Raw genomic sequence first — 12,854 nt, forward strand, 5'->3', positions numbered from 1 at the left:
TCTGGTTTGGTATTATGGTTTAAGCAGTAACCGGTGGCTACTGGCAATCTGATTGACTCCGGTTGATATTTTTAACTATTGACGTTTCATGATGTGCACTGTTTTGCCTTCCACCCGGAACCTTAAATTACCCATGCTATGGCTGATCTGGTTCAGTACATCCTGTAAAACCGCCGGGCGGCGCATATCTAAAGTAAAACTTATTTTCCCGAGCGTTGGATCTTCAAAAACAAAAACGTAATCATAATTCCGGGCCAGGTAGCTGGTAATATCCAGCAGCGTGGCGTCTTCAAAAAAGAGATCGCCTTCCATCCAGGCGGTAAACACCCTGGCTTCCACGGTCCTTTTTTGCAGCGAACCGTTTTTATCATTATAAACGGCCTGCTCATCGGGCGCCAGTACAGTACGCTCCTGACCGGCGGTGACCAGCAGCTTTCCACTGCTTAAAGTGGTTTGTATATCCGGTCCGTAGGTGTTTACGTTAAAGGCAGTACCCAGTACTTTCATGGTCACTTTGCCTGTATGCACCAGGAACGGGCGTTCTATATCGGCGGCCACATCGAAGTAGGCTTCTCCCTGCACATATACTTCCCGTGACGGGCCGTTAAAGGCAGCAGGATAGATCAGCCGGGAACCGGCGTTGAGCCATACCCTGGTGCTGTCGGCCAGCCGGAGGGTGAATTGTAAGCCGCGGGGCACTTCCAGTGTATCCATCGCCGTTACTACTGCACGATTGGCGCCGGCGTCGTATACCAGGGACGACTGACCTGCTTTAATAGCGGCGATGCCGTTGTTTTGAATAACCTGTGTGTCGCCGCCAAGCGTTATTTCATGACCGTCGGATAACTTCAGACGCACTTTGCCCACGGGCATTTCGTTGGCCAGCTGCGGTGTGCGCTGCCTGGGCAGGAAAGTCCATAATGCTGCCCCGATGGCCAGTACCAGTATGGCTGCAGCGGCCAGCTTCACCAGTGTGAAACGGCGGGCCTGCCTGCGGTCCCTGGCCTGTACAAAACTTTGCCATCCCTCTTCTTCCGGGAATTTTTCTGCACCCAGCCTCGACTGCATCTCTTTGGCTGCAGCCAGCATTGCCAGCTCTTCCTCCGTCAGGGTGTCCCCCGTTCTGTTCCCATCCATCAGGTCCAGCAGCTTATCCCAGTCTATTTCTTTATCTTTTTCATTCATAACTTCGGTAATAAGGGCAAACAATTATGAAAAAAGGGTGAATGCGGGTCAGTTATTTTTTAAGAAAAAAAGGAAAGCGATGAAAATATTCATCCACCGGCATTCTTTCCGTAAAAACTGCAGTGCCAGTTTTATCTGCGTTTTCACCGTATTAATGGAGATACCGAGCGTTTCTGCGATATCCTTATATTTCAGTCCATCCCGGTTGCTTAGCAGGAATATCCGGCGGCGCTGCTCCGGCAGCCTGGCCACAGCCGCCCACAGCGCTGCATTGCGGTCGGCTTCCGCTTCATTATCTTCCAGCGGAAAATGCTGCGTCATGTTTTCAATGACGGCTATTTCCTCCAGCGAGGTTTTCCCTGATTTCTTTAAATAGTTCAGTGAAGCGTTGCGGATGGCGCGAACGGCATAACTCTTAAAATCGTGGGTAATACGGATGACATGCCGCTTACTCCAGCAATAAAGGAAAAAATCCTGCACGATATCCCTGGCCGCATCCTCGTCTTCCACCACATAGTACGCGGCAGTGCACAGGAAGGTGTAGTGAAGTTTGAACTGTTCTTCGAAAGAAACTACTTCACCTGATTTTGGTTGGTACATAAACCACTTTGTAACTTCATTGTTATCCGCACAAAGTATAATAAAATCCGGATTTATTTCCATCATCTGTTGTCCCGCATTATGCTGTTGCTGTTTTTTGCAGATAACCAACGGCCGGCTGCCTCATTTAAATCACCACTATCATCATAGGCAACTGAAAAGTGAAAAAGGGTGAAGGAGGAGGGAAATTTTTCTAGGGAGATGTGATCCCGGCCATCAACAGGAGACGCCTGTATTTATTAATCTGAACTTTTTAACAAAGCAGTTTGCACGTTTCAGCAAACCGGTCTTACCCGGTTAATCCGACCTTTGATAAAACTAAAATTATGTCCCGCGTTTGGTTTATTACTGGCAGCTCCCGCGGATTGGGAAGGAGCCTTACAGCAGCTGTACTGGCGGATGGCGACAAGGTAGCGGCCACCGCCCGGCATCCCGGCCTGTTAAAAGATCTTGCAACGAAGTATCCGGACAATATATATCCGCTGCAGCTGGACGTTACCAACAACGCACAGATCATCGCCGCCATTGAAAATACCATTCAACATTTTGGCCGGATAGATGTGCTGGTCAATAACGCAGGCGCCGGCATCTTAGGCGCCGCCGAGGCTTACAGCGATGAGCAGGTACTCAGCCAGCTGGAAACGAACCTGTATGCACCTATCGCCATCACCCGTGCAGTGTTGCCATATATGCGCAGGCAACGCTCCGGCAGGATACTGCAAATCAGCTCCGTAGGCGGCAGGGTGGGTAGCCCCGGCCTCACCATATATCAGGCCGCGAAGTTTGGATTAAGCGGTTTCAGCGAGGCCCTGGCTAAAGAAGTAAGGCCGCTGGGCATACTGGTGACAAGTATTGAACCGGGCGGCTTCCGCACCGGCATGACGGCCTCTTTGCCCTGCACGCAGGAGATAGCGGGCTATGAAAAGACAGTGGGCACCCGGATAACACTGTTTAAAAATAGTAACTTTAATCCCCCAGGCGCGCCTGACAAAGCTGCGGAAGCAATCATTAACCTGGTTAAGCATCCTGCGCCCCCGGTACACCTGGTACTTGGAAGCGATGCCATATACCGGATTAAGGAAGCCAATGCGGAAAGAAATGAGGAAATGGAAAAGTGGCTGCCGGTAAGCGTCTCCACAGATGCAGTGAGTTTTACACAAACGGATTAATACAATTGAATAATGCCTTCACTCAATAAACAGCCATCCCCTATCGCGTATTCCTGCTACACCACCAGTACCCGGGAGGGAGAACAGTTTATACCGGACTATGTATTCAGCTACCAGGTGTCGGGAACAATGATCATGAATGATGGCAACAAAGCATATATTTTTAAACCCGGAGATGTCAGACTCGGCAGGCGGAACCGGCTGATGAAGTTCAACAAGCTACCGCCCGAAGGCGGCGAGTTTAAATCGTTTTCCGTTCACTTCGATCAGCCCTTCCTGCGGGAGTTTAGTATGGAAGCCGGGTATAAAGCGGAAAAGCAAGTGAATGGCAACGCTGTCATTGCCCTGGAGCCCCATCCTTTGTATAAAAACTATTTTGATTCACTACCGCCCTACATGCAACTGAACGGGGAAGATGATTCCGCGCTGGTTACATTGAAATTAAGAGAAGCAGTGCTGCTGTTGTTAAAAGTAAATCCCGGCATGAAAGATATATTATTCGATTTCAGTGAGCCGGGGAAAATAGATCTCGAAGCTTTTATGAATAAGAATTTTCATTTTAACGTGGACCTTAACCGGTTTGCCTACCTGACCGGCAGGAGCCTGGCTACTTTCAAGCGCGATTTCGAAAAGCTGTTTCACTTAACCCCCAGCCGCTGGCTGCAGCAGCGGAGATTACAGGAAGCATATTATCTTATTAAAGAAAAAGGTAAAACGCCTTCCGATATTTACCTGGACCTTGGCTTCGAGGACCTCTCTCATTTTTCATTTGCTTTCAAGAAGCAGTTCGGGGCAGCCCCCACAAAAATTTAACGGGTGCGTGCCCGTCTGTCCGTAAGCATCCGGAAATACCCCAGCATCCCGGCAGATAACACCAGGCAGAAAAAAGTACATACTACCACCGCCCACACCGGCATATCGGGCCGGAGTCCCATGAAATATTGCACTACCGCGTATCCCATGCCGCCTAACATAAACAGCATGGCTAAAGGTATAATGAAATACAGCAGCAGGATCATCCCGGAATTAAAGAAAGAGGTCATCCGCCAGCCCATTGCATATAAAATGCCTCCTATTGCAAAATACCCCATCACCAGTAACATCACAGCCGCTCCACTCATTAGCAGGTATTTACTTGTGGAGAACTCGCCAGCGGCAGACATACCGGGTTCATAGCCCACGGTAATCACCTCGCCGATATCCGGCTTGCCGGAGGAGGATACATCGGTTTCCATTTCCACCGGTGTGCCGTCTTTCGTTGTGAAGGCTACCGTGGAGCGATACATGATAGTGCTTTTATTTTTACTGTCCTTCGATACATAAGAGGAAAAACTGACCACCTTCGCTTTGTACCGCGGCAGGGTAAACGCATTCACCACAAAGTCGCCCAATACGCCTGTAAGCATGGCAGAGAGACTAAGCAGGCAAAATACCACCAGCGAAACATAACCTATCCCCATGCAGCCCGGTTTGCCGCCCGGGTTGTTTCGCTTTAATATTTTAACCGCTAACAGTACAGACAATACTACAATCGCAATGGCCGCCCAGCCATAGCTGGTTATACGCAATAAGATGATCAACATAGATTTATTCCGGTAAACACCCATTCTTTTTGGGGTAAACAATAATTTTCAACTTGTAATATAAGAAGGCATTTCTAATATTTAAGTTAAACTATTGCAGGTGTTCCAATGCAAATTTAAAAATGGCATCCCTCCCGTTACTTTCATCATCCAAACTATTGGATACAAAATAATCCGGGGCAATCCCTCCTTCTATATTCGTTCCTTCAACAGAAACGGCCATAGAAGCAGCGTATTTCAGCACCCAGCCATTGGGCAGCTCATAATCAAACGGGGTGCCGCTTCCACCACCCGTTTGGTCTCCAATTATAACAGCGTTTGGTAATTCCGACATATACAGCACAAAATCATTGCACGAACTGAAACATCTCCTGTTTGTTAATATCAACAATGGCTTGCCCGCCAAAACAGGATGCCTGGGCGCCAGGTATTTGGCCTCCGGCGGATAGAAGTCATCATGGCCTGGTCCACGCTTATAAATATCATACTTCAGCAACATCTTTTCCGGGATCAGCTTCTCCACGATCCTGTCGACTTTTAAAGAACCGCCGCCTCCATTATCCCTCACATCAATGATCAGCCCCTGTACATCTGCCAACTGCTCAAACACCCGGTCGATATCCGCTAAAGTTAATTCCTCCCCAAAGGAAGGAATGTGCAGATATCCAAACTGTTCCATAAAAGCATAGGCCAATATGCCCTGGTAGTTAATACCCGGCAGGTACTTTTCCTTCAACAGGCCGAAATTAAAATTGTGGGGATATGAATTGTAATAACCGGTGTAGGTGTACTTTTGATCTCCGTTGATAAGGGCCACATGGCCGTCCATCAGCTGATCAAGCATAGCTGTGCAAATATCAAACAATTCCCCGGTGCTGGTTTTATCAGATACCATCGGCCGGTATTTCCGGTAGGCTTCTTTCCAATCTACTTTCTTATAGCTGAACAGTGCATACCTGGTATCCATCGCATGCCAGAGGCTTTCAAAAACAGCAACAGGGTTTTGTTTATCTTCTTTTATAATCGCCTTTTCACAGGAAACGATAAATAGCATCATCACCATGCATATGCGGACAACATTCCTCATAATAAAAAAAAGTAGTTGATGGTTAAACTATGCATAGCTGATTGTACCTCGCTCACCTCTTTAATCCGGTAATACTCCCATTGATAGTGCAAAGAGAGGCCGCTGCCTTTGCGCATCCTCACCTTTATGCCGGTATTCCAGTAAAACCGGTTAAGCCCATTCCAGCTTGTCAGCTTAATATCCCGGGTAATGGTCCGCAATGAGGACGTATGCAAGCCGGCTTGTCCTTCGTATGCCGAATACGCTGTTGACAGCGCAGCACCCACCGGGCAAAAGATGCGGGTGTTTACTTCCCAGTTTTTGCCGGCCTGTTTACCTCGCCATGAAAATATATAGCTGTACCTGGCAGTGGGGCCAATGGAACTGATACACTCATAGTAATCGCGGTTATTCACATAATGCAGCTGTTCCCTCAGATGGAGATAATTATCCAGGGTAGCGCCCAATTCAAAACGGGTCCTGCCTGTTTTTCGTAGCGTAAATAAAATACTGTAGTCAAACCCGAAAACTTTTGATTGCATGGCGCCGGATCCTTTGCTGCCATATAATTTCCCGAATGCTCCACGGACGCCAACCTCCTGTGTTACCCGGCCGGTATGCGAAAAACGGGCGGCCATACCGGGATATGTTCCCTGGTAAACAAGGGCAGACATCCCGGCGTCTTTCACCGTTTGCCTGGATAAAAACACGCCCATTGAGACCATCTGCTGCGCCGGGCTACGATGGCACCATAATATCATGAAAAGGCAAAAACAAAAGCCCATTTTACGACCCGGTATGTTCAAACAGCTGTTGATTGCCTTAATATTTAATGGTAAAAGGATAAAAATCTGTCCAGTTTTGCATCCAGTTTTCAGTTCCGAAAGCGCCTACATAAGTTACTTTCTTAAAGAATCCCTGGAAAGGCTCCCCGCTGAAATCGGCGCCCGTTAAAGCTGCCGCACCGGTGGTGGGCAATAGTTCTGGCAGCGCAAATTTGAATGGGTTGGTAAGACCGATTTCTTCCGGCTTAACGTACATTTTGTTATGATGATTTACCGCGTAATCCGTAACACCGGCTGCATCTATTGAATAAACAGCCCCGGGATCTACGGTAAAAGCATCTGTTGAAATATTACTATGCACCAGGTTGGTGGAAAATTCGGAGGTGCCGTCCATTAAGCGTTGTGCGGCGATATCGTCGCTGAATTTAATTCCGCCTTTTGGCATTCCCATCAAAATAGAATTCCTTAAAACAAACGCCCCGCTATAACTTACATTCAAGGCAGCGTTCCAGGGTAAAGCGCTATTGTAGCCAGGGTTGTTATACGGGCCCACAGCGGTAACGTTTGACAATACCGGGCGTGTATCCGGCGCTACCGGGTATCCCTTGGTATCGTTCAGCACCAGTAAAGCATCGCAGGTGCTGATAAAAGGTCCGGGTGCAGCAAAATAAGGATGTTTATAACTCACTATAAACTGCTGCATGCCGGTATAGCCATTTGAATAAACAAATCCTGCCACCCGGTTATTAAATGCCACCAGGTGCTTTGCATTCACGGTTCCGCCAAAGAAGCCAAACCCTGAAGTTTGTGTATAGCTGGTTTGCACATTTTCGATAGTGGTGCCTGACCCTACGCCAACACAGGCCAGTCCGTATGATTCAGCAGATCCCACTCCTGCAAATTCGATGCGCACATACCTGAGCACACCGGAATTATCCCTGGGATCATTTCCGCCGCCGGAAGGTAAAAGTGCGCCTAACCCGGTCAGGGTCATTTCTGTACCGGCGCCACCGGTATTTTCATCATAGGCGCTGACAGGCGCTTTGCCAAAAATATACAGTCCACCCCAGTCGCCATGCTGCTGGAACCCGGAAGGTGTGCCGGAAGTAAATACGATCGGCTTCTCCGCAGTGCCTTCAGCCATAATTTTCGCACCTCTTTCTATAGCAATATAACCGGATCTTCCGGCGCCAGCTGCTACGCTCCTGCTTTTAATAACGGTGCCCGGCTCAATAGTGAGTACGGCATTGTTTGTTACATTCACGGATACCGCAAAGGTGTAAATGGTATCGCTTTTCAGGGTGCGGTTTGCACTGATTTTTTCCGGCAGGGCCACCACTGGCTTTTGGGTTTCTAACTTATTATCATCCTTCTTACATGACAACAAACAAATGGATAGAAAGGCACTGAGCATCATCGGCAGGCAATAGTTTCTGTTCATTTGGCTTATATTATTTTGACGGTGGTATATTACAAAGGTGAGACTGGCATAAAATGCCAATCTCACCATCATTAAATGTGCTGAAAATTGCTTAGAATCTTGTCCATCCGAGAGATCCTGATCTTACAGTCGCCCAGTTTGCACCACCTGAAACAGGGAATGCACCACGGTAAGCAACTGAACTGAATCCAGTTGAGAATGCACCGGTGAAATCAGCACCTGTAGCAGGAGCAGCACCGGAAGTGAGGAAGAACTGAGTGGAGTTAACGCTGCTCAGGTTAAACGGATTAACCAGGCCGGCGCCGCTCACAGCAGCCAGTTCAACATTTGCATTGGTAGCGTTTGTCAGGAAGGTCTTTAAAGTTGCATCTGTGTAGGAAGTAGTTCCTGAAGCAACTGCAAAGGCTTTTCCTGAAGTATTGGAATGAACGAAGTTCTTCCTGAATTCTGACGCACCGTTAGTCAGGGAATCTGCAGTAACGTTTCCGTCAACCAGTAAACCAGCGGCCGGGAAGCCCAGGAAAATGGAGTTACGTACAGACAAGCCGGTGTTTCTGCGGAAATGCGCACCAGCCTGGAATGATCCGTCAACACCAGTGGCCGAAGTTACAGGGAAATCAGGGTTAGAATCAGCCACACCGTTGTTACCCAGTACGGTTAAGTTAGAAATGATCGGATGTGTGCGTGGTACGTTGGTGGCTACGCCGGTATTGTCGTTATCACATTCGATACCATTAGACTTAGACTGGTCATTAACTTCAGGATCGCGTAAAGCAACCAGGAATTGTAATCTGCCACTGTAACCGAAATCAAAATCAAAGTCATCATCAATTGCACGATAAGAGATCAGGTGGGTAGGGTTTACTGTACCACCAAAGAACTCAAAGGAATCATCGCCGCTATAGCTTACCTGTACGTGATTAATCACAGTACCGGAACCAACGCCGCCTAAAGTCAGACCATTTACTTCATTGTTATTTCCGAGTGCACCCTGGAAAACACCACCAGCATACTCAATACGTGTATAAGTGATAGTACCGCTGTTATCTGCAGGCGTTGTACCACCGTACTGGGCATCTGATGTGTTAGGAATACCTTCGATGAAAGTAGTAGCTGGTTTATTGGTTGGCGCCTGGCCGAGAATAATGATACCACCCCAATCGCCGTTGGTAGGAGTAGCTTTAATAGAGGTAAAAATAACCGGGTTGTTCAATGTACCGTTTGCATTTAATTTACCGCCTTTAGCTACTAACAGTACGCCTTTCTCTCCAGCAACATCATAACCTTTGATGGTTGTTCCGGCTGGAATATTCAGGATCGCTCCGCTTTTTACGGTTACCAGGCCTTTTAAAATGTAAGTTTTGGTTGCGAGTAAATTTACAGTACCTACAACATTTCCTTTAATGGTGTCAACGTTGGGATCTGGGCCGGATACTACGTCACGTTCAATGTTTCCGTCTTTTTTGCACGCTGCAAAAGATGCCGTCAGGGCTGCGATAGTTAACAGTTTACTGATCGTTTTCATTTTTGTTGAAATTTTTAATGATAAAGTGGGTTTCATAAAATGGACATCAGCGCCTTTACAAGGGTTAAGACAAGGCATGCCCACCAGCAACTGTGTTTAGCAATTGCCGTTGTTTGCAGTACAAAAATCAATTACGGTTTTACCAGCTTGTGCGCGCACACATCAAAAAACCGTTTTCTTTCTCCGTGCTACTTTTTAAAATTGTAAGAAATTGTGAATGTGTAATTACTGAATGATTTTCTTGAAAAAGTTGTTCCGTCAAAAGTGTTCCCTGAATACTTGCCGTTCAAATCAAAATCCTGGTATTGTATGTACCTGTCGTTCAGCAAATTGGCTGCATTCAACCTGAGTTCCAGTCGTTGTTTCAAAAACTTTTGCGAAAGTTGTACATCCAGCTGGTTACGAGGGTTCTCATATATATCAGGATAGGCCCCGATTTCAGACCTGTCTTCAGCAGTGGTTCCAACAACAACAATGCGCCGGCCGGTACGATTAATTGCTGCTGAAAAGCTGAAAGTATTTTTAAATGCGTTAACAAGCAACCCTGCATTGAGCAGATAAGGCGACTGCCCCATTAATGGCCTTTCCCGTAATTTCTGTGTAACCTCCAATCCGGAGCCTGCGGTTTCTCCCATTATTTTGGAATGTATCCGGGAATAATTACCAAAGATGATAATGTTACGGAGCCATTCAGGACCGGTTCCAAAATAGAGGCTTTTACGCAGCTCAAATTCAAGTCCCCATACCAATGCCTCATCCACATTCCTGTACGTGCGTACAAACCTCGTTGTGGATGTTGTTGCCTGCGTAGTGAGTTCCACCGGATCATGCAAATTCTTTTTGAATATAGATGCCGAAATAATTTCAGCGGCAGAAGGAAACCATTCTACCCGGAAATCGAGATTCTGTATCGTTCCCCTGTTAAGCTCCGGATTACCAATGGTCATATACCCGCTTACAAAATCAAAGTAATTATAGGGGCTTATTTCCCGGAACTCGGGCCTTGTCAGTGTTTTTGAATAGGCCGCCCGCACGTTCATAGATGTAATGGGGCTGTAAATGATGGTCGCCGAGGGCAATACATCCGTATTATAACGGATATAATCTATTGGCGCCTGGTCATCTCCTGTTCCACCGCTTCCGGGTAATTTGCGGTTCAGCTCTTTATTCGTGCTGAGGCTCATGGCATAAAACTCTACCCTTGCGCCATAGATCAGTTTAAGATTGTCCAGCAGCTGGCTCTCCACATTTACAAAAGCCGATGCCAGGTTAGCCCCGCCGGTGTATTGGTTTGCAGGCAACTCATAATTTACCGCTACCAATCCGCCGGGCCTGAAGTTTTCAGGGCTGAGTATTTTATCGATTGGCTGTCCGAAATTGACAGCAGAATCACTTGGGAACCCTTGTGTATCATTGCCGGTGGTTAAGCCGCGGGCGGCGTCAAAATATCCAAGATTATAGGTGATATATTCCCGCTTCCGGAATTGTGTAAAAGCGCCTGCTTTGATAATCTGCGGTTGCCCTGCCACCTTAAACGGAGTGGATACTGCAAAATTGATATTGTAAGCATCTTCCTTTAAATCGGAATACAGTTTACTTGAATTTTCAACAGAACCAAATTCCGGTACAAAGTAATCCTGGTCTTTATATCTCACCGTATCTGCGCGGTAGAGGTTTACGTAACCTAACCGCACCTGGTTGGGCTCATACTTCCTGATTTTATTATAAGAAACATTCCAGGTAAACGTAACCGGTGCTTCGATCCCTAACCGGTGCTCACCCTGGAGCTGTGCCCCCAGTAAGGTTTTCTGCGTAGGGTGCATATCCACTACCCTGCTGTTTACAATATCGCCAATTCCTTCTCCTAATGTTTTCTCGCCATTTTTGATGGTGGTCACTGTTTCAAAGTCCTGGTTGAACATGCTTTTAATGCCTATTTTGTTCTTTCCAAACTGGTAGGTGACATTCAGCAAAGCTCCCGTATTCACCAGGTACCGGTAGGCTTCTTCATTAAAATAGGACCGCATAAACTTTACCGTATCTCCCGGGCCGGCTGTGCCCTCGTATTTACTATACCGTGCAAGATCATACCGTTCCACCTGGTCAATGGTTTGGTCTTTGCGGTAATTTGCCAGCGCTACGATGCCGAACTTCGTGTCGTTTTTGAAGTTAAAGGTTTTGCCATAGCCAATCTGTACCTGTTGTATGGGTTCTGCTTTCCCGCTGCTTACCGGCTCCCAGCCTTTGCTCAGCGCATTGCTGATCCGGAACCTTTCTTCCGGATAGAGCTGGGCCAACTCGCTGGCTTTCATTTTAAATTCATCCGGGACCGCGCGTTTACCATCATCAAAGCCTATCCAGTCATTCTTACCACTGCGGTCCTTGAAAAATGCTTTCCCTGTTTGCCCGTCATAAAAGCCGGTTCCGAGCGACAGTGTAATAAAATCCTTATCCGGAAAATCTTTCGTGTTCACCTGTACCACGCCACCGGCAAATTCACCAGGCAAATCCGCGGTCGCTGTTTTTGTTACTACAATGCTTTCAACAGCCAGCGCAGGAACCAGGTCCAGGCTGAAAGTGCGCCTGTCGGGCTCCGTGCTGGGAAGCAGCCCTCCGTTTAACAGCGTATAATTGTAGCGGTCTGCAAGTCCCCTTACCACCGCATATTTCCCGTCGAGCACACTTACTCCTGTTACCCGCTTAATCGCATCTCCGGCGTTCCTGTCGGGTGTTCTGCGGATCAGCTCCGAAGAAATCCCATCGGTGATGGCCGTACTTCTTTTCTGAAGGGCATACAATGCTGATTGCGATTCCCGGCGATACGAGCTGGTGATTACCACATCTTTCAGCCGCTGGGAGGCTTGCTGCAAAACAATATCTAAAGAAGTGGTTCCGTTTTCTTTCACCATCACCTCTGTGATCACCTTCGCCTGGTAGCCGATGTACCTGAACTCCAGCTTATATTGTCCGGGCTGTAATTTCAGCACATAGTTCCCCTGGATATCTGTACTGCCGTAAGAGGATCCCCCGGAAGCGATGATGGTTACACCCGGAATGGCCTCACCGGTTTTCCCATCTGTTACCTTGCCCGATACACGTCCTGGTTCCGCGCGTTGGTTCCGTTTATTATTATCTAAACTGATAAGAATATTGTTATTAACAACGTGATAAGAAAAATCTGTTTTCTCCAGCATCCTGTTCAATATTACATCCAGCGGCGTATCCCTGAACGACATGGCGGCAATGCGGGTTTCTTTAAAAAGATCTTTATTATATGCAAAATATAAACCGGTCAATTCTTTCAGTTTCTCAATACCAGTCGCTAATTTCTGGTGCTCAAAATTAACCGTCAGTTTGGTATCAGAAAGTTTCTGCGCCCTCACATCCGCTGCGCCAAGCAGGATGCCGGCATTGAGAATGTAAAGGAAACACAATACGGAAATACGTAAAAATCGCTCTAAAGATGCTACAGTTATTTTCATTCGTTTAAACAGGATTAC

10 protein-coding genes are annotated in these 12,854 nt (G+C 47.2%); 2 read left to right on the forward strand and 8 right to left on the reverse strand.

Annotation, left to right across the window (positions count from 1 at the left end; genetic code table 11):
• Positions 1–75 precede the first annotated feature (75 nt).
• Positions 76–1,185 (reverse strand): FecR family protein, encoded by a 1,110-nt coding sequence (locus AB6805_RS01600; protein WP_370907716.1) that lies wholly within the window; start codon positions 1,183–1,185, stop codon positions 76–78.
• Positions 1,186–1,233: 48 nt separating this feature from the next.
• Positions 1,234–1,785 (reverse strand): RNA polymerase sigma-70 factor, encoded by a 552-nt coding sequence (locus AB6805_RS01605; RefSeq protein ID WP_370907717.1) that lies wholly within the window; start codon positions 1,783–1,785, stop codon positions 1,234–1,236.
• A gap of 326 nt (positions 1,786–2,111) precedes the next feature.
• On the opposite strand from AB6805_RS01605, the gene AB6805_RS01610 reads away from it, so the two are divergent.
• Positions 2,112–2,954, forward strand: a complete 843-nt coding sequence (locus AB6805_RS01610; protein WP_370907718.1) for an SDR family NAD(P)-dependent oxidoreductase — start codon at positions 2,112–2,114, stop codon at positions 2,952–2,954.
• 12 nt (positions 2,955–2,966) lie between these two features.
• A complete protein-coding gene (locus tag AB6805_RS01615) occupies positions 2,967–3,767 on the forward strand; it encodes a helix-turn-helix domain-containing protein (protein ID WP_370907719.1) in 801 nt (266 codons plus the stop codon).
• Here AB6805_RS01615 and AB6805_RS01620 read toward each other — a convergent pair.
• The 6 genes from AB6805_RS01620 to AB6805_RS01645 all read right to left on the reverse strand — a co-directional run bounded on the left by AB6805_RS01620 (position 3,764) and on the right by AB6805_RS01645 (position 12,836).
• Positions 3,764–4,537 (reverse strand): hypothetical protein, encoded by a 774-nt coding sequence (locus AB6805_RS01620; RefSeq protein ID WP_370907720.1) that lies wholly within the window; start codon positions 4,535–4,537, stop codon positions 3,764–3,766. The two genes, AB6805_RS01615 and AB6805_RS01620, sit on opposite strands and share 4 nt — an antisense overlap.
• Positions 4,538–4,628: 91 nt before the next feature.
• Positions 4,629–5,624 carry a S41 family peptidase gene (locus AB6805_RS01625; protein WP_370907721.1) on the reverse strand — a complete coding sequence of 332 codons (996 nt, stop codon included), beginning with the start codon at positions 5,622–5,624 and terminating at the stop codon, positions 4,629–4,631.
• Positions 5,621–6,364 (reverse strand): hypothetical protein, encoded by a 744-nt coding sequence (locus AB6805_RS01630; RefSeq protein ID WP_370907722.1) that lies wholly within the window; start codon positions 6,362–6,364, stop codon positions 5,621–5,623. Before AB6805_RS01630 ends, AB6805_RS01625 begins: the two co-directional genes overlap by 4 nt.
• Positions 6,365–6,425: 61 nt before the next feature.
• Positions 6,426–7,829, reverse strand: a complete 1,404-nt coding sequence (locus AB6805_RS01635) for a hypothetical protein (protein ID WP_370907723.1) — start codon at positions 7,827–7,829, stop codon at positions 6,426–6,428.
• A 91-nt stretch (positions 7,830–7,920) separates the two neighbouring features.
• A complete protein-coding gene (locus AB6805_RS01640; protein WP_370907724.1) occupies positions 7,921–9,354 on the reverse strand; it encodes a hypothetical protein in 1,434 nt (477 codons plus the stop codon).
• A 188-nt stretch (positions 9,355–9,542) separates the two neighbouring features.
• Positions 9,543–12,836 carry a TonB-dependent receptor domain-containing protein gene (locus AB6805_RS01645; RefSeq protein ID WP_370907725.1) on the reverse strand — a complete coding sequence of 1,098 codons (3,294 nt, stop codon included), beginning with the start codon at positions 12,834–12,836 and terminating at the stop codon, positions 9,543–9,545.
• Positions 12,837–12,854: the final 18 nt, after the last annotated feature.

Origin of the sequence: Chitinophaga sp. RCC_12 (genome assembly GCF_041360695.1) — a bacterium.
Lineage (GTDB): Bacteria > Bacteroidota > Bacteroidia > Chitinophagales > Chitinophagaceae > Chitinophaga.

What these genes read in the sequence shown, in the direction of transcription:
- AB6805_RS01620 (WP_370907720.1), bottom strand. Translation starts at nt 4,537, where the DNA reads ATGTTGATCATCTTATTGCGTATAACCAGCTATGGCTGGGCGGCCATT.
- AB6805_RS01630 (WP_370907722.1), bottom strand. Translation starts at nt 6,364, where the DNA reads ATGATATTATGGTGCCATCGTAGCCCGGCGCAGCAGATGGTCTCAATG.
- AB6805_RS01615 (WP_370907719.1), top strand. Translation starts at nt 2,967, where the DNA reads ATGCCTTCACTCAATAAACAGCCATCCCCTATCGCGTATTCCTGCTAC.
- AB6805_RS01610 (WP_370907718.1), top strand. Translation starts at nt 2,112, where the DNA reads ATGTCCCGCGTTTGGTTTATTACTGGCAGCTCCCGCGGATTGGGAAGG.
- AB6805_RS01640 (WP_370907724.1), bottom strand. Translation starts at nt 9,354, where the DNA reads ATGAAAACGATCAGTAAACTGTTAACTATCGCAGCCCTGACGGCATCT.
- AB6805_RS01645 (WP_370907725.1), bottom strand. Translation starts at nt 12,836, where the DNA reads ATGAAAATAACTGTAGCATCTTTAGAGCGATTTTTACGTATTTCCGTA.
- AB6805_RS01625 (WP_370907721.1), bottom strand. Translation starts at nt 5,624, where the DNA reads ATGAGGAATGTTGTCCGCATATGCATGGTGATGATGCTATTTATCGTT.
- AB6805_RS01605 (WP_370907717.1), bottom strand. Translation starts at nt 1,785, where the DNA reads ATGTACCAACCAAAATCAGGTGAAGTAGTTTCTTTCGAAGAACAGTTC.
- AB6805_RS01600 (WP_370907716.1), bottom strand. Translation starts at nt 1,185, where the DNA reads ATGAATGAAAAAGATAAAGAAATAGACTGGGATAAGCTGCTGGACCTG.
- AB6805_RS01635 (WP_370907723.1), bottom strand. Translation starts at nt 7,829, where the DNA reads ATGAACAGAAACTATTGCCTGCCGATGATGCTCAGTGCCTTTCTATCC.